This is a genomic window from Microcella humidisoli, from assembly GCF_024362325.1.
In the GTDB taxonomy this organism is placed as follows: domain Bacteria; phylum Actinomycetota; class Actinomycetes; order Actinomycetales; family Microbacteriaceae; genus Microcella; species Microcella humidisoli.
On record NZ_CP101497.1, the window covers coordinates 1,301,966 to 1,317,400 of the forward strand.

Sequence of the window (15,435 nt, forward strand, 5' to 3'; positions counted from 1 at the left end):
GGGAATGGAACCCCAGAATCGGCCGCCGATCGTGATGGTCGTGGGCGTCGGAAGCGTCATCTTCGGTTTGGCTTTCCTACAGGACTACTTCCGCCTAGCAGCAATGCGTGGCTCGACGCTCTGGCTGGTCGACAGCAATCAGGAAGCTCTGGATCGAATGACCAGACTCGCCATGAGCCTGAGCGACGTGAGTGGGCTGGGCGTCAACGTGCGTTCCAGAAGTCAGGCCGGCGAGGTCGAAGATCAAGTCGACTTCGTGGTCGTTTCGGTGGCCGTCGACCGAGACCGTCGTTGGCAGGCTGATCACCGAAGAGCTCTTGAATTCGGCTTTGAAAGCGTCCTCGGAGAGAACGCTGGTCCAGGGGGTCTGTCGCACACGCTTCGCGCAGTGCCCTTGGTGCTCGATGTGGTTGACGAGGTGAGTGCACACTCCCCGGATGCGGTGTTTCTCAACTATACGAACCCCGAGAACCGCGTGTGCCTGGCCCTGAAGCGATATACCTCGGTGCGGGCAATCGGCCTTTGTCATGGAGTCGCGGAGTCGAGATCTTGGATTGCCGACTTCCTTGAAATGGACCCCGAGCGCGTTCAGCTAAAGGTCGGCGGAGTGAACCACCTGACTTGGCTCATGGATATCAACGTCGACGGAGTTTCACGCCTGGACTCGTTCGAGTTCAAGCTGAGTCACGTGGTGCCCGATCAATGGCGATTCTGTAAGCAGGTGTGGCAAGAAACCGGTTCCTTTCCGCTCCCAGACGATCGCCACGTTGGAGAGTTCTTCGCGAACGCGGCCGCACTCATCGGCACTTCCGGCTATGACTTTGTTGCATTCGCACAGAAACGAGTCTCAGTTGTCAGCGAAATAGAGCGGGCCAGCGCTTCTGCAGAAGCTGCCATCGCTCTGTTGAGCCAGCCCTCGTACGAAGGCCAGCACGGGCAATCTTCCCCAGACCTCATCGCGGCACTCCATCAAGGCGCCGCCTTGCAACGCCCCTCCTTCATCCTCCCGAATGACGGGTACATAGCGAACCTTCCGAAAGAGGCGATCGTAGAAGTCCCAGGCCAGGTCGTTGAGCGAGTGGCTTCGGGAACTGAAGTCGGCGATCTGCCAGAGAGGGCTGCTTCCATTTGTCGCCGCGAACTCGAGATCCAGGACTTGGCAGTTGAAGCCGCAGTCCACGGCAACAGAGAGTTCGCGATGGAAGCCCTGATGCTTGATCCCGTCGTAAGCGATACTTCCCATCTCAGCCGGTACCTGGATTCCGTGCTTGCGGACAATGCCGATCTGCTTGAAAGGTTCAATTGATATGAGCGTCTTCTACATGGCCCAATGGTCAGTGAATGAGTCCAAAGTTGAGGAGTGCGAGAGGGCACTCGAAGCGCTAGCGATACACCTTCGTGATGCACATCCCGCACTCTTGAGTCTCAGGACTTGGCAACAGTGGTGGGGCCCTATGCCGCGCCGATCCTATTACTGGATGGAAGAGTTCGGTGGTCTCGAGACAATGGCCGGAGAAAGGCATGCGGAGTGCGATGAGCTTTGGAATCATGTCCACGTCCTGGCCGACCCAGGCGTTTTTCACTCGAGTGTTCTCACGGCGCCGCTTCGGGATCAATGGGTCGAGAGTTGAATCGCACACAGGGAATCCCCGAGGTCTGTGTGGTGACAGGAGCAGCGTCGGGAATCGGGCGCGCCTGTGTCGAGCAGTTGGCCTTCGAAGCGCGCACAGTCCTGGCGGTCGATGTAGTCCCGATGGGACAAGGAAGCCGCCCGCCAGGCCCCAACGTTCACGAGTGCATTGCAGATCTACTGGACCCGGCTAGTCCGGGAGTGATTGTGGCCGCCGCAAAGGCGATCGGTTGCCCGTCGATCCTTGTGCATTGTGCTGGCATCACCCGGCACAACGACATAGAGAAGCTCACGAATTCCGACTGGGAAGACGTCTTCCGTGTGAACCTCTTCAGCGCGGCGGGGCTCATTCGAGCGTACGTCCCGGAGGCCTCTGGTGCACGAAATCCGTCAATCACACTCATCGGGTCAGTCCACGCGAAAGCGAGTTCGGGCGGTGCTGCCGCGTATGCGGCAAGCAAGGGCGCTCTTGCAGCGATGACGAGATCCCTTGCGGTCGAGCTCGGAGGAAGGGGCATCCGAGTCAACTCAGTCCACCCCGGCGCGATCGACACTCCGTTTCTCAGGAGCTCAGCGAGAATCGCACGACCCAACGATGTGGAAGGCCAAGTGCGTGACTGGGCAGAGGCCCAACCACTTGGACGGCTGGGTACCGCGGATGACGTGGCCAAGGTTGTCAGGTTCCTTGTGAGTTCCGAAGCCAGCTTCATGACGGGCGCCGAAGTGGTTGTCGATGGAGGCTTACTCGCAACGCTCTAGGTCTCCCGGGCAACGAAGGCAGCTCAACTACTCCACGGCAGTCGGGCTGAGAGTCGATCGCGCCGAAGCGAGGGCAATCCGCTCCCATGCTGGTTTCCGCAACGGAGAAGAGTCGTCTAGCACGTCCCGCCGCTCGGGCGCCCACGTTTCGAACGGCACACTGGCGCTGGGCTCAATGATGCCCGATTCGTGCCGCCCGAGGAGGGGTTAGAGGTAAAGAGGGCATCGCGTCCGCAAGCTCTGCCCCACGATCGACTACCGCGTGCTGGTAGACCATTGCAGCCTGCGTAGTCGAGTGTCCGGCGCGGGCCTTCAGCTCAGCGAGCGTGGCGCCGGATGCCGCATAGAAGGAAAGGTGAAAGTGCCGGAGGTCATGTTCACGGACTGCACTCACCCAACGGCCCCCTTCCATTATTCGAACGCCGGCGACTTCACGGGCACGATTCCAATGCAGGTTGAATTGGGAGTCGTGCAGGAAGGTTGATCGGCCCGCGGGCTCGAACAGGAGGGACTCGGGGAACGGGCCGACGTGCGCAGACAGGTGGCTACGAACCTGAGCGGTGAGCGAAGACGGGAGCGGAACAGCGCGCACTCCTTCAGCGGACTTCGGAGGACCGACCGTCCACCCCTCCCCTGGGATCCATTGGGCCTGTCGAGAGATGTAGATCGTTGCCCGATCGCCGTCGAAGCTGATGTCGCGTCGTCGAAGCGCTCGCCACTCCGAGATGCGGAGCCCACCATACGCTGCCAGTAGCACTGCGAGTTCGAGCTGCGGCGCAAAGGCGCCAACTTCTTCGACGAGTACTGCGAGCTCTGCGAGCGTAGGTGGGCGATGAGAACGACGGCTCGTAGACCGGCTCAACTTGGAGTCGACAGGGTTCCGCTCGATGATCCCGTCCTCTACCGCGGTTGAGAGGATGGCGCGAAGCAGAGCCGCTTCTCGCGCCGCCGAGGTGGCGCCACTGTCGCGCATCCGCGACGAGTGCCAATCCCGAACAGCCGCCGCGCTTATCTCGTTGAGTCGGCTCGAGGCGAATCGACGCAGCCCAACATCGAGTTGACGTCGATACTCCACCCGAGTTCGGGGTCGCAGGGGTTCGCCTTTGGAGGACAAGCGATGGTCTAGCCATGTCTGCGCGTAGCGACTGAAGACCTCGTCGCTCTTGGATCGAGGATCACGCCACGAAGCGCGCTGAATGTCCACGCGGACGCCCGCGAGCCACGCACGCGCGTCTTGCACGGCATCAAACGTGTTGGGGGCCGTGAACCGGTTGCCCAGGTGTAGGTAGCTCGCTTGATAGCGGCCGCTCGGGAGTTGGCGGACTGCGCCCCAGGATTCACGGGTCTTCTTCTTTGATCGATTGCTGCTGGCCACCGCTGGTGCACTCCCTGAACGAAGGTGGATCGCCTCGTGCAATCCACGTGCAATTCACGATGCCGAAAGATGCACCAATTCACCAGAAATGCGCATTCTTCACCTTCGTCGACTCCCCGCAGTAGACAGCGAACACGCGGCGATGCTTATCCTTACGAGATCATGCCTCTGGGCGTGCCTGCTGACTACGGATCAGAAGGTTAGGGGTTCGAGTCCCTTCGGGCGCGCGAACAGCCCCCCGCGTAACGCGGGGGGCTTTCTCGTTTCGGTGCCGTCTCGTTGCAGTGCTGTCTCGTTCCCGCGACGTTCACCCGCCGGTCGCGGCGCGGTCGCCGGATGCTCGATCGGCCCTGTCACGGTCGTTCCGTGCGCATCGCGGTCGTCACCGAATCGTTCCTCCCGCAGGTCAACGGCGTCACGACGTCGGTGCTGCGGGTGCTCGAGACCCTGCGGCAGCGCGGGCACGAGGCCATCGTCATCGCGCCGACGACGCCGAGCCCGCGGCACCTCGGCTTCGCCGTGCACCGCGTGCCGAGCATCCCGATCAAGCAGTTTCCCGTGGCGATGCCGTCGCGCGCGGTGATCGACGCGATCGACGACTTCGCCCCCGATGTCATGCACGTCGCGGCGCCCTTCCTGCTCGGGCGGCAGGCGATTCTGCACGGCGCTCGCACGGGCATCCCCACTGTCGCGATCTACCAGACCGACGTCGCCGGCTACCTGCAGCGCTACGGCGCCGGGTTCGCCCGCCCCGCCCTCGACCGGCTCGTGCTCGCCATCCACGAACCCGCGACGCTCACCCTCGCGCCGACGCCCACTGCCGCCACCGCGCTGCGCGAGCTGGGTGTGCCCCGCGTCGGCGTGTGGGGCCGCGGGGTCGACAGCGAGCTCTTCCACCCGCGGCGGCGCACGAGCCCGGGTGCCGCGGCCCTGCGGGCGCGTGCGGCTCCGGACGGCGAGCTGCTGATCGGCTACGTGGGGCGCCTCGCCCCCGAGAAGCAGGTGGGTCGGCTGAGCGAGCTGCTGCGGATGCCCCGCACCCGCTTCCTCGTCGTCGGCGACGGCCCCGACCGCGCGCGCCTCGCCGCCGAGCTTCCGGCGGATCGCGTGACCTTCACCGGCCGCCTCGAGGCCCTGGAGCTGGCTGAGGCCTACGCCGCGCTCGATGTCTTCGTGCACTTCGGCACGGAGGAGACCTTCGGGCAGACCATTCAAGAGGCCCAGGCCGCGGGCCTGCCCGTCATCGCGCCCGCCATGGGCGGCCCTGTGCACCTCATCGAGCAGGGCCGCACGGGGGTGCTCGTCGACCCTGCGGCGCCGGGGGCGTTCCGGGCGGCCGCGGGGGCGCTCGCCGCGGATCCGGCCCGCCGTGCGGCCATGGGTGAAGCAGCACGGCGATCGGTCGTCGGCCGCTCGTGGCAGGCCAACAACGCTCTGCTGCTCGACGCCTACCGCGACGCGCAGAGCGTGGCGCGCATGCCGGCGGTGGCGCTCTGAACTGGCTCGACGCGCAGTCGATCATCGACGCGGCGGGCGACGCCGTCGTCATCGTCGTGACGCTCATCATCTTCGTCGAGACGGCGTTCCTCGCCACCTCCTTCCTGCCGGGCGACTCGCTGCTGTTCATCACGGGGCTCACGGTCGCGACCCTGCCGTCGATCATCCCCGCCTGGCTCGCCTTCGTGCTCGTGCTCGCGGCGGCGATCGGCGGCACGCAGGTCGGGTACGAGATCGGCCGCGCGGTGGGGCCGCCGCTGCTGCGCCGTCGTCGGTGGCCGCTCACCGACACCGTTGTCGCCCGCACGACCGCGGTCTTCGAGCGGCTCGGTGCCCGCGCCATCATCATCGGGCGCTTCATCCCGATTCTGCGCGCGCTCGTCCCCGTGCTCGCGGGCATCACGGGCATGCCGCGCCGGCGCTTCGTGATGCTCAACATCATCGGCGCGCTCGCGTGGATCGGCGTCTTCATGCTCGGCGGGTTCCTGCTCGGGCAGGTGCCGCTCGTCAAGCAGAACCTCGAGCTCGCGGTCATCATCGTCGTTGTCGTCTCATCGCTGCCCTTGCCGTTCGAGCTGTGGCGCGACGCGCGCCGCCGCCGCGCCGAAGCAGCGCGCGCGGCCGCCCTCGGCGACGACGAGGCCTCGCCCGCCCGATAGCCTGAAGCAGTGAATCCTGCTCTGCACCTCTCCGACGAGGTGGCCGAGGCGCTCTTCGCCGGCCGGCCCGTCGTCGCCCTCGAATCCACGATCATCAGTCACGGCCTGCCGCGGCCGCGCAATCACGCCGCCGCGATCGAGTTCGAAGAGCTGCTGCGCAGCACCGGCGTGACGCCGGCGACGATCGCCGTGCTCGACGGCGTGCCGCGCATCGGCCTCGACGCCGAGGGCGTGCGCCGCATCGCCGAGGAGGACCTCGCGAAGGCGAGCGTTCGCGACCTGCCCATCCTGGCGGCGCGCGGTGCGAGCGGCGCCACGACGGTCGCCGCGACCGCACACCTCGCGGCGAAGGCCGGCATCCGCGTCTTCGCGACGGGCGGCCTCGGCGGCGTGCACCGCGGTGCGAGCGAGACCTTCGACGAGTCGGCCGATCTCTCGACCCTCGCCGTCACACCCATCACCGTCGTCTCGGCCGGGGTCAAGAGCGTGCTCGACATCGCGGCGACGCTCGAGCGCCTCGAGACCTACTCGGTGCCCGTCGTCGGTTTGGGAACGACCGTCTTCCCGAGCTTCTGGCTGCGCGAGAGCGCCTTCACGCTCGACTGGGCCGTCGACACCGCCGAGCAGGTGGCCGACGTTATGGCCGCGCACGATGCGCTCGGGCACACGCAGGGCATCGTCGTCGCCAACCCTATCCCCGCCGATCAGGCGTGGGATCGCGAGGAGCACGACCGCGTGCTCAGCACCGCGATCGGCGAGGCCGAGGCGCAGGGCATCCGCGGCAAGGCGGTCACGCCCTTCCTGCTCGGCCGCATCGTCGAGCTCAGCGACGGCCGCAGCCTCGAGGTCAACCTCGACCTCGCGCGCAACAACGTGCGCGTCGCGGGCCGCATCGCCGCGGCCTGGGCCGCGCGGGGCTGACGGCCGCCGCCGTGCCGGGCCGCCGGGCTCTCGTCGTCGGCGATGTGATCGACGACATCATCGTCGTGCCGCGCGGTCCCATCCGCACCGACACCGACACGAGCGCGAGCATCACGCGTCACCCCGGCGGATCCGCCTGCAATACCGCGGCCTGGCTCGGCTGGCTCGGTGCACCGGTCGACCTCGTGGGGCGCGTGGGGTCGGGGGACGCTGAGCGGCACGCGAGCGCGCTGCGGGCATCCGGCGTCGACGCGCACCTCGGCGAAGACGCGACGCTGCCCACGGGCACGATCGTCATCGTCGTCGATGGCGAGACCCGCACGATGCTGACCGATCGCGGCGCGAACGCGACACTGCCGCCAACGGCGGTGACGGATGCCCTGCTCGCCGAGGCGGCCGTGCTGCACCTGACCGGCTACAGCCTGTTCGACGCGTTCTCCCTCGACGACCTCGCCGCCCTCGTCGAGCGCGCGCACGCGCACGGGGTGATCGTCACGTTCGATCCCGGTTCGACCGGCTTCATCGCCGACTACGGCCTCGAGCGCTTCCGCACGGCCCTCGACGGGGTCGACGTGCTGCTGCCCAACCTCGACGAGGGTCGGATGCTCTCGGGCGAGCACGAGCGGGCCGAGGTCGCTGACGCGCTGCTGCGGCACTGCCCGGCCGTCGTCATTACCGGTGGAGCCAGCTCGGTGCTCGTTGCGCGCCGGGGCGAGCCTCCCGTCGAGGTCGCGGTGCAGCCTCGCGCCGCGGTCGATCCGACGGGAGCGGGGGACGCCTTCACGGCGGGACTCATCGCCGCGCTCGTCGCGGGGGACGACCTCGTCGCTGCCGCGCACGAGGGGGTGCGCATCGCCGGGATGGCCGTGATGCAGCCGGGCGGGCGCCCGACCGACGGCCGCTGAACGGGCGCTGCGCGCTCGGCGCGCTGACCGGGCACGCGAACGCGCCCCGCCCCTCACGAGGAGGAGCGGGGCGCGTTCTCTGCGTGCGACCGGCGACCCGAACGCCAGACGCGGGTCGGCGCTAGTCGGAGGAGCCGACGCTCGCCGGGCTGTCGACCGAGGCGGGCGATGCGACCGACGCGGGCGATGCGGGGGAGACGGGCGACGGCGGCGTCACGGGGCTCGGCGCCGAGGCGGGCGAGACCGGGCTCGCGCTCGAGGTGGGGCTCGGGCTGGGGCTCGAGCTGGGGTCGGGCGAGACGATGCTGTCGCTCGAGACCGAGAAGTCGAGCACGCCGCCGGTGCCCTTAACGTCGTCGGTCACCGAGATGCCGGGAACCTCGACGTTCGTCGAGCCGGAGATCAGGGGCAGCGCGCTCGCCGCGGAGACCGCGCCGGCGGCCATGACGCCGAGTCCGAGGGCCGAGGCGGCGCCGATCGCGAGCCAGTTCTTCGCGTCCATGAGGGTGTCCTTTCGAGCTGTGGGAGAGCCGGTGCGCTCTCGCGCCCGCTCCGTCGTGAGTACAGATTCGCGGTTCTGCATGAGACCACCAGGAGGTTCGGATGAGAGGCCTCTCATCTGGCCGCGCTCTTGGCGGCCTTCACCGCCTCGTACGCTGCGAGGGCCTCGATGCGCGAGGCGGCGAGATCGACGATCGGCCGCGGGTACTCCGGCCCGTCGACCTCGGGCACCCAGCGCCGCACGTAGGCACGGTCGGGGTCGAAGCGCTCGGCCTGCAGCACGGGGTTGAAGACGCGGAAGTACGGTGCCGCATCCGCCCCCGACCCGGCCACCCACTGCCAGCTGGCCGCGTTGCTCGCCTCGTCGGCGTCGACGAGGGTGTCCCAGAACCACTGCTCGCCGACGCGCCAGTCGATGAGCAGGTTCTTCGTCAGCAGCGAGGCGACGATCATGCGCACGCGGTTGTGCATCCAGCCGCTCGTCCACAACTGGCGCATGCCCGCGTCGACGATCGGGATGCCCGTGGTTCCTCGTCGCCACGCTTCGAGCTCCGCGGGGTCGGGCTCGCCCCAGGGGAACGCGTCGAAGTCGCGGCGCACGTTCACGGTCGCGAGCTCAGGCTGGTGGAAGAGGATGCTGTACGAGAATTCGCGCCAGCCGATCTCGCTCAGGAACTTCGCCCGGTTGGCCGCCGCGGCGGGCTCGAGCGGCCCGTGCACGCGCGCCCAGACCTGGTGCGGGCTCAGTTCGCCGAACCGCAGGTGCGGGCTCAGTCGGCTCGTCGCCTCGATACCGGGCTCATCGCGACGGTGGTACAGCGGCAGCCCCTCGTCGATGAAGCGCTCGAGCCGGTCGAGCGCGCCCGCCTCGCCGGGCGTCCAGGCCTCGCGCAGGCCCGCGGCCCAGTCGGGGCGCGTCGGCAGCAGGTGCCAGTCGTCGAGGTCGTCTCCGGCGGCGGCGAGGCCGTCGATGGATGCGGGGGCCGGCAGCGGCGGTCGGGGATCACCGGCGGCGAGGCACGCGCGCCAGAACGGCGTGAACACCCGGTACGGATCCCCGGAGCCCGAGGTGATCTTCCAGGGCTCGTGCAGCAGGGAGGCCCCGAAGCTCTCGACCACGAGGCCGTCGGCGCGCAGGCTCACCTTGAGCGCCGCATCCACGTCGCGCAGCGCCCCGTACCGGCGGTTCCAGTAGACGGCACCGGCCCCGGTCTCGGCGACGAGCGACGGGATGACGTCGGACGCTGCGCCGCGCCGCAGCGTCAGGCGGCCGCCGAGCGCGGCGAGGTCGTCGGCGAGCGATCGCAGGCTGCCGTGCAGCCACCACCGGCTCGCTCCGCCGAGGGGTCGCGCGCCGGGCGAGTCCTCGTCGAGCAGGTAGACGACGAGGGTGGGCCCGCCGCGCTCGATCGCGGCGCTGAGGGCCGGGTTGTCCGCGAGGCGCAGGTCGTCGCGCAACCAGACGATGCTGGGGGATGAGGCCATGCTGCGAGGCTAGCCGCGCGCGGCCGCGAGAATCCTCTGACGCCGCGTCGAGAGGTCTGTCGCGCCGGTTGCTCTGTCGCGCCGGGGGCTCAGTCGCGCAGTCGGCGGCAGAGCTCGGTGAGCTGCTGCAGCTCATCGGCGTCGAGCCGCGACCCGACCCGGCGGGCGATGGCGTCGGCGTGCACGACGGCGACGCGCTTGAACAGCTCGTAGCCTTCGGGGCGCAGCGCGACGATCGTGCCGCGTGCGTCGGTCGCGTCGGGCAGCTTGTCGACGAGACCGCGGCTGGCGAGGCGGTCGATGAGGCGGCTGACGCTCGGCTGGCTCAGCAGCAGGTGGGGGATGAGGTCGCGGATGCGCATGCGCCGTTCCGGGGCGCGCGAGAGGTTGAACAGCACGTCGTACTCGGTGAACGAGATCTCGCTCGTGGGGAACTCGGCGTTGAGCTGCCGCAGCACCGAGACCTGCGCGCGGAACAGCGCCTCCCAGGCTCCGACCGCGATCGCCTTCTCCGTCATGCGCCAACTCTATGCGCGGGAATGAGCTTGTGTCGGCGCGTGACGCGATGTCGCGCTGAGGGCGGGCATGCGAAGGGCCGGTCGCCGAGGCGGGCGACCGGCCCTCTTCCCTTGCACCAAGAGTGTCCTGCAATCACATTCCGCGTCTCCCGCCACAGCAAACGATCGACGCATGACGAATGTATAACGGAAAGATAACGGTGTCTAGTTATCGAACCGTTATTTTTCGAGATTGGTCTCGGGATGCTCGAATCGGGCCTGCCGAGCGCCCCACGAGCCCTAGAAGAAGTCGGGGCTCGGCGTCGAGGCGTAGCGGATCGAGACGTCGGCGTGCCGGTCGAAGCGGTAGCCCGCGCCCCGCACCGTGCGCACGATGTCCTCGTAACCCCCGAGTTTGGCGCGCAACCGGCGCACGTGCACGTCGATCGTGCGCTCGTTCGGCACGTCGTCGTCGCCCTCGGCCCCGTCGGCCCAAAGAGCCGCGATGAGCTCGGCGCGCTCGATCGTGCGCCCCTCCCGCAGCACGAGGTACTGCAGCAGCTCGAACTCCTTGTAGGTGAGGGCCGCGGTGTCGCCGTCGAGCAGCACGCGCTTGCGTGAGATGTCGATGACGACGCCGTCGGGGGCCTTCTCGACGGGCGGCTCATCGGTGCGGCGATACCGGGCCAGCGCCGAGGGGTCTTGCAGCGCGAGCCGCACGACGTCGACGTCGCGCCCGCCCGCGCCCGCGGGGGCGAGGGCGACCGCGGCGTGCGTCTCGGCCCCGGGCGCGAGCTCGCCCGTGAGTCGCTTGAGCTCGAGCACGAGCCGACCGAGGTCGATGCCGGCGGCCGCGGCCTTGGCCTCATCGAGGCCGACGTAGAGCACGAAGCCGCGTGCCTCGGTGCCCTCGGGCACAGCCCGCAGTCGCGGGGCGGGCGTCGGCGCGGTCGGGGGCGCCGTCTCGGCTGGCGCCGGGGCGGCGGCGATCGAGGGCGCGGTGGTCGGGGCGGGGGGAGCGGAGCGAGGGGTCAGCGTGGCGAGAGACATGGTGGAGACGCTTTCTGCGGAGTCGAAGGGCTCGTCGCCGACGGGGGCGGTGCCGTTCAGAGGGTGCGAGTCGAGGGTGCGCGCATCGGGAGCCGGAGCATCCGAGCCCGATGCGGAGAGCGCGTCGGCGGGGCGATCGGTCATCGTTCGACGCCGGATCGGGTCGCCAGGGCGGCTCGGGCAGACACGGGACGTGTCAGAAGGGGGCCGATTAGGCGCACATTCGACAGCACACGTCAGCGCTCGCCGGCATCATCATGCCAGCGGTCTCCACAGCCTCGGGGGCGGTCAGGAGGTTCGCGGTGACGGTCATGGGGTCAGTATCCCCGAGCGCGACGCAGAGCGTCAAGTCGCGCGGGCAGGCCGCGCCGGTTCAGCCGACCGTGCCGTACAGCCGGTCGCCCGCGTCGCCGAGGCCGGGCACGATGTAGCCCTTCTCGTTGAGCTTCTCGTCGAGCGCGCCGAGCACGATCGTGACGTCGCGCCCGGCGGTGGCCTTCTCGATCATCGCGAGGCCCTCCGGCGCGCCCAGGATGCAGACGGCCGTGACATCGTCGGCGCCGCGTTCGAAGAGGAACTCGATCGCCGCGAGCAGCGAGCCGCCGGTGGCGAGCATGGGGTCGAGCACGAAGCACTGCCGGCCCTCGAGGTGGTCGGGCAGGCGCTCGGCGTAGACGCTCGGCTCGAGCGTGTCGTGGTCGCGCACCATGCCGAGGAATCCGACCTCGGCGCTCGGCACGAGCTTGACCATGCCCTCGAGCATGCCGAGGCCCGCGCGCAGGATCGGGACGATGAGCGGCCGGGGCTCGCTGATGGCGAGCCCGATGGTCTCGGCGACCGGGGTCTGGATGGTGACCTCGTGCGTGCGCACGTGGCGCGTCGCCTCGTAGGCGAGCAGCGTGACGAGCTCTTCCGTGAGCGCCCGGAACGTCGCCGAAGGGGTCGCCTGATCGCGCAGCACGGTGAGCTTGTGGGTGATCAGGGGGTGGTCGGCAACGTGTACTCGCATAGGCTCAATCTAACGGAAGGGCGGGGCATGACGACGGTGTCCGACGGCGATCGCGCGGCCATGCGCGCCGCGCTCGACGAGGCCCGCGCCGCCCTCGCCTCGGGCGACGTGCCCGTCGGTGCGATCGTGCTCGACGCCGCTGGCACCGTCATCGGCCGGGGCCGCAACGAGCGCGAGAAGCACCACGACCCGACCGCCCACGCCGAAGTGGTCGCGCTGCGCGAGGCGGCCGCCGCGACGGGCGACTGGCAGCTGAGCGGATGCGCGCTCGTCGTCACCCTCGAACCGTGCGTGCTCTGCGCGGGCGCCATCCTCGCCGCGCGCATCGACCGCGTCGTCTTCGGGGCGTGGGATGCGAAGGCCGGAGCCGCGGGCAGTGTCGTCGACCTGCTGCGCGAGCGGCGCCTGCCCCACCGCGTGGCCGAGGTCGTCGGCGGGGTCGACGAGCAGGAGTGCGCATCCCTGCTCGCCGCGTTCTTCAGCGAGCGGCGCTGACGGTCGCGAGCCCGGGTTCGATGTAAATCACGCGCGCGATGGGCACGGCCGCGCGCACGGCGAGCTCGAGCTCGTTGATGATCGCGGCGCCCCGCTCGATGTCGATGCCCGGGGTGAAGGTGACCTTCGCGCCGACGAGCAGCTCGTCGGGCCCGAGGTAGAGCGTCTTCATGTGCACGACGCCGGTGACGCCCTCGTGCGCGTCGAGCGCCTGGCGGATGGCGTGCACGTCGTCGTTCGAGGCGCCCTCCCCGACGAGCAGACTGCCCGTCTCGAGACCCAGCACGACGGCGACGAGCACGAGCAGCACGCCGATCATGATCGTGCCCACGGCGTCCCACATCGAGTCGCCCGTGAGGATCGTGAGACCGACGCCGAACAGGGCGAAGGTCAGCCCCAGCAGCGCCGCCACGTCTTCGAGCAGCACGACGGGCAGCTCGGGCGCCTTGGCGCGTCGGATGAACTGGATCCAGCCCTGGGTGCCGCGCACATGGTTCGACTCGCGCACGGCCGTGCGTAGCGAAAACGACTCGAGACCGATCGCGATGAGCAGCACGACGATGGGCAGCCACGCGTTCTCGAGCGGGTGCGGATCCTGCAGCTTGCTGACGCCCTCGTACAGCGAGAAGACGCCCCCGATCGAGAACAGGATGATCGCCACGACGAAGGCGTAGATGTAGCGCGCGCGGCCGTAGCCGAACGGGTGCTCGGTGTCGGCCGCCTTGCGGGCCCTCCGCCCGCCGACCAGCAGCAGGAGCTGGTTGCCGGCATCGGCCACCGAGTGCACGCTCTCGGCGAGCATCGCGCTCGACCCCGAGACGAGGAAGGCGACGAACTTGGTCACGGCGATGCCCGTGTTGGCGAGCAGCGCCGCGATGATGGCCTTCCCGCCGCCGGAGGCGCTCATCGCGACCTCACGGCGGCGAGACGGCGACGGATCACCAGAAGACGGCGAGGGCGATGTTCACGAGGGCGAGGCCGCCCGCGGCGTGGAAGAACGGCAGCAGCTCGCGGCCGCCCCCGCCCTCGGTCTTGCGCTGCTTGAGGAAGCCGAGCAGGGCCGCGACGAAGATGATGACGGCGATCGTCAGCTTGACGCCGATCTTGGCATAGTTGAGCGGATCGTCATCGTCGCCGCTCATCTCGGCGAGCCCGACGAGCACGAGCCCGGTCACGAGCTGCGTGATCGCGCCCCCGAGAACGACGGGGAAGGCGTACTGGCCCTTCCAGCGCGCCTGCATGAGGAAGGGGCCGACGATGGCGGCGAGGCCGATGAAGTGGCCGACGAGGATGACGGAGTGCAGCACGTCCATTTGGAGCTCCTACGCGAGGGGGATACCGATCGGCACGGTGCCGTGCCACGTCTCAGCGTAGTGATCCGCGCGCCCGGAGAGGTCAGTCGGCGCCGCGGATGACGAAGACGTCGGTCGGAGGGTTCGCGTCGCCGCGCGGGGCGGCGATCTCGGGTTCGAGCACGATGTCGACGGCGTCGGGCGAGACGGCCCGAATGCCGGCCCGCACCGCCTCGAGAATGGCGACGACGTCGCCCGCGGGGGTGCTCGGGCCGAAGCCCAGCCGCGCGGTCACGACGTGCCCGCCCTCGGCCAGTTCGACGACGCCGACCGCGCCCACGGTCTGCACCCCGGCCGTCGCCAGCAGCACCTCTCGGATCGCCGATGTCTGCATGTCTGCCTCCCTCGCGCGCCGTTCCCCCCGGATGATGGCCCGCCTCCAACCTACACTCGTGGCATGAGCGCCTCCCTCCCCGCGATCGCGATCCTCGGCACCGGCTCGATGGGCGGCGCGATCCTGCGCGGGCTTCGGCAGCCGGGCGTCGCGGTCGACGCCCTGCGCGCGACGACGCGCTCCGACGCCACCGCGGCCGCCCTGCGCGCCGAGGGCGTCGAGGCCCGCGGCACCGAGCACGACATCGAGGCGAACCGCTGGGCGGTGGCGGATGCCCGCCTCGTGCTGCTGGGCGTGAAGCCCGCGCAGATCACGGCGCTGCTCGCCGAGGTGGCGCCGAGCCTGCACCCCGAGGCGCTCGTCGTGAGCGTGGCCGCCGGCATCACGACCGAGGCCATGCAGGCCGTCGTGCCGAACCCGGTCGTGCGCGCGATGCCCAATACGCCCGCGCTCATCGGCCGTGGCGTCACGGGGATCAGTGGCGGCTCACGGGCGACGGCCGCGCACCTCGCGCTCGCCGACGACCTCTTCCGCACCGTCGGCACCGTGGTCGAACTGCCCGAGGCGCAGATCGACGCGCTCTCGACGATCAGCGGATCAGGCCCCGCCTACGTCTTCCTGCTCATCGAGGAGTTCACCCGGGCGGCCGAGGCGATGGGCTTCGAGCCCGATGTCGCGCGCCTGCTCGTGCAGCAGACCTTCCATGGCGCGACCCTGCTGCTCGAGGCGACGGGCGATGACCCGGCCGAGCTGCGCCGCCGCGTCACGAGCCCGAAGGGCACGACCGAGCGCGCGATCGCGGTGCTGCAGGATGCGCGGCTCGACGAGCTCTTCGAACGGGCCGCGCGCGCCGCACAGGAACGCGCACGGCAACTGGCCGCCGGAGCATAGGCCGCGCATAGACGCCGTATAGGCATGGATCCCACCGTGGGGTCGTCGATCCGCGAACCGTCGCGGGTCACCGAT

The 15,435-nt window shown here is 69.3% G+C and carries 17 protein-coding genes; 8 read left to right on the forward strand and 9 right to left on the reverse strand.

The genetic code is table 11. The features are described from left to right. Window positions 1-4 precede the first annotated feature (4 nt). Both NNL39_RS06240 and NNL39_RS06245 read left to right on the forward strand, forming a co-directional pair. Window positions 5-1,306 (forward strand): family 4 glycosyl hydrolase, encoded by a 1,302-nt coding sequence (locus tag NNL39_RS06240; RefSeq protein WP_255160824.1) that lies wholly within the window; start codon window positions 5-7, stop codon window positions 1,304-1,306. A gap of 309 nt (window positions 1,307-1,615) precedes the next feature. After that, window positions 1,616-2,389: an SDR family NAD(P)-dependent oxidoreductase gene (locus NNL39_RS06245; protein WP_255160825.1), complete on the forward strand. Its 774-nt coding sequence runs from the start codon at window positions 1,616-1,618 to the stop codon at window positions 2,387-2,389. 172 nt (window positions 2,390-2,561) lie between these two features. Here NNL39_RS06245 and NNL39_RS13040 read toward each other — a convergent pair whose 3' ends face one another. After that, window positions 2,562-3,362, reverse strand: coding sequence for a site-specific integrase (locus tag NNL39_RS13040; protein WP_407665166.1), 801 nt, complete (start codon window positions 3,360-3,362; stop codon window positions 2,562-2,564). 768 nt (window positions 3,363-4,130) lie between these two features. Here NNL39_RS13040 and NNL39_RS06250 point away from each other — a divergent pair. Genes NNL39_RS06250 through NNL39_RS06265 form a run of 4 tightly spaced genes read left to right on the forward strand, consistent with a single transcriptional unit; the run spans window position 4,131 to window position 7,746 of the window. Then, window positions 4,131-5,261, forward strand: a complete 1,131-nt coding sequence (locus tag NNL39_RS06250; protein WP_255160826.1) for a glycosyltransferase family 4 protein — start codon at window positions 4,131-4,133, stop codon at window positions 5,259-5,261. A gap of 56 nt (window positions 5,262-5,317) precedes the next feature. Continuing rightward, entirely contained in the window at window positions 5,318-5,920 is a 603-nt protein-coding gene (locus NNL39_RS06255) for a DedA family protein (RefSeq protein ID WP_255160827.1), read from the forward strand. A 9-nt stretch (window positions 5,921-5,929) separates the two neighbouring features. Beyond that, window positions 5,930-6,841 (forward strand): pseudouridine-5'-phosphate glycosidase, encoded by a 912-nt coding sequence (locus tag NNL39_RS06260; RefSeq protein ID WP_255160828.1) that lies wholly within the window; start codon window positions 5,930-5,932, stop codon window positions 6,839-6,841. Window positions 6,842-6,852: 11 nt separating this feature from the next. Beyond that, window positions 6,853-7,746, forward strand: coding sequence for a carbohydrate kinase family protein (locus NNL39_RS06265; protein WP_255160829.1), 894 nt, complete (start codon window positions 6,853-6,855; stop codon window positions 7,744-7,746). Window positions 7,747-7,867: 121 nt separating this feature from the next. On the opposite strand, the gene NNL39_RS06270 is transcribed toward NNL39_RS06265, so the two are convergent. The 5 genes from NNL39_RS06270 to upp all read right to left on the reverse strand — a co-directional run bounded on the left by NNL39_RS06270 (window position 7,868) and on the right by upp (window position 12,288). After that, window positions 7,868-8,248 (reverse strand): hypothetical protein, encoded by a 381-nt coding sequence (locus tag NNL39_RS06270; RefSeq protein WP_255160830.1) that lies wholly within the window; start codon window positions 8,246-8,248, stop codon window positions 7,868-7,870. Window positions 8,249-8,361: 113 nt separating this feature from the next. After that, on the reverse strand, window positions 8,362-9,732 hold the full coding sequence (locus NNL39_RS06275; RefSeq protein WP_255160831.1) for a cryptochrome/photolyase family protein: 1,371 nt from the start codon (window positions 9,730-9,732) through the stop codon (window positions 8,362-8,364). 89 nt (window positions 9,733-9,821) lie between these two features. Further along, window positions 9,822-10,250 (reverse strand): MarR family winged helix-turn-helix transcriptional regulator, encoded by a 429-nt coding sequence (locus tag NNL39_RS06280; RefSeq protein ID WP_255160832.1) that lies wholly within the window; start codon window positions 10,248-10,250, stop codon window positions 9,822-9,824. 279 nt (window positions 10,251-10,529) lie between these two features. Continuing rightward, window positions 10,530-11,279 carry a winged helix-turn-helix domain-containing protein gene (locus tag NNL39_RS06285; RefSeq protein ID WP_255160897.1) on the reverse strand — a complete coding sequence of 250 codons (750 nt, stop codon included), beginning with the start codon at window positions 11,277-11,279 and terminating at the stop codon, window positions 10,530-10,532. 373 nt (window positions 11,280-11,652) lie between these two features. Further along, window positions 11,653-12,288, reverse strand: a complete 636-nt coding sequence (upp, locus tag NNL39_RS06290; protein ID WP_255160833.1) for a uracil phosphoribosyltransferase — start codon at window positions 12,286-12,288, stop codon at window positions 11,653-11,655. A gap of 27 nt (window positions 12,289-12,315) precedes the next feature. Here upp and tadA point away from each other — a divergent pair, with 27 nt between their 5' ends. Continuing rightward, complete coding sequence (gene tadA, locus NNL39_RS06295) at window positions 12,316-12,783, forward strand: tRNA adenosine(34) deaminase TadA (RefSeq protein WP_407665157.1); 468 nt, start codon at window positions 12,316-12,318, stop codon at window positions 12,781-12,783. Here tadA and NNL39_RS06300 read toward each other — a convergent pair. The 3 genes from NNL39_RS06300 to NNL39_RS06310 all read right to left on the reverse strand — a co-directional run bounded on the left by NNL39_RS06300 (window position 12,767) and on the right by NNL39_RS06310 (window position 14,469). Further along, complete coding sequence (locus NNL39_RS06300) at window positions 12,767-13,690, reverse strand: cation diffusion facilitator family transporter (RefSeq protein WP_255160834.1); 924 nt, start codon at window positions 13,688-13,690, stop codon at window positions 12,767-12,769. The two genes, tadA and NNL39_RS06300, sit on opposite strands and share 17 nt — an antisense overlap. A 31-nt stretch (window positions 13,691-13,721) precedes the next feature. After that, window positions 13,722-14,096: a hypothetical protein gene (locus tag NNL39_RS06305; RefSeq protein WP_255160835.1), complete on the reverse strand. Its 375-nt coding sequence runs from the start codon at window positions 14,094-14,096 to the stop codon at window positions 13,722-13,724. Window positions 14,097-14,178: 82 nt separating this feature from the next. After that, the gene (locus NNL39_RS06310; protein ID WP_255160836.1) at window positions 14,179-14,469 is read right to left on the reverse strand and encodes a hypothetical protein; all 291 of its coding nucleotides are present in this window, start codon (window positions 14,467-14,469) and stop codon (window positions 14,179-14,181) included. A 63-nt stretch (window positions 14,470-14,532) separates the two neighbouring features. On the opposite strand from NNL39_RS06310, the gene proC reads away from it, so the two are divergent. Continuing rightward, entirely contained in the window at window positions 14,533-15,360 is an 828-nt protein-coding gene (proC, locus tag NNL39_RS06315; protein WP_255160837.1) for a pyrroline-5-carboxylate reductase, read from the forward strand. Window positions 15,361-15,435 lie beyond the last annotated feature (75 nt).

Coding starts and splice junctions, on each gene's coding strand:
- NNL39_RS06240 (WP_255160824.1), top strand. CDS start 5: ATGGAACCCCAGAATCGGCCGCCGATCGTGATGGTCGTGGGCGTCGGA.
- NNL39_RS06245 (WP_255160825.1), top strand. CDS start 1,616: ATGGGTCGAGAGTTGAATCGCACACAGGGAATCCCCGAGGTCTGTGTG.
- NNL39_RS13040 (WP_407665166.1), bottom strand. CDS start 3,362: ATGCGCGACAGTGGCGCCACCTCGGCGGCGCGAGAAGCGGCTCTGCTT.
- NNL39_RS06270 (WP_255160830.1), bottom strand. CDS start 8,248: ATGGACGCGAAGAACTGGCTCGCGATCGGCGCCGCCTCGGCCCTCGGA.
- NNL39_RS06275 (WP_255160831.1), bottom strand. CDS start 9,732: ATGGCCTCATCCCCCAGCATCGTCTGGTTGCGCGACGACCTGCGCCTC.
- NNL39_RS06280 (WP_255160832.1), bottom strand. CDS start 10,250: ATGACGGAGAAGGCGATCGCGGTCGGAGCCTGGGAGGCGCTGTTCCGC.
- NNL39_RS06285 (WP_255160897.1), bottom strand. CDS start 11,279: ATGTCTCTCGCCACGCTGACCCCTCGCTCCGCTCCCCCCGCCCCGACC.
- upp (WP_255160833.1), bottom strand. CDS start 12,288: ATGCGAGTACACGTTGCCGACCACCCCCTGATCACCCACAAGCTCACC.
- tadA (WP_407665157.1), top strand. CDS start 12,316: ATGACGACGGTGTCCGACGGCGATCGCGCGGCCATGCGCGCCGCGCTC.
- NNL39_RS06300 (WP_255160834.1), bottom strand. CDS start 13,690: ATGAGCGCCTCCGGCGGCGGGAAGGCCATCATCGCGGCGCTGCTCGCC.
- NNL39_RS06305 (WP_255160835.1), bottom strand. CDS start 14,096: ATGGACGTGCTGCACTCCGTCATCCTCGTCGGCCACTTCATCGGCCTC.
- NNL39_RS06310 (WP_255160836.1), bottom strand. CDS start 14,469: ATGCAGACATCGGCGATCCGAGAGGTGCTGCTGGCGACGGCCGGGGTG.
- proC (WP_255160837.1), top strand. CDS start 14,533: ATGAGCGCCTCCCTCCCCGCGATCGCGATCCTCGGCACCGGCTCGATG.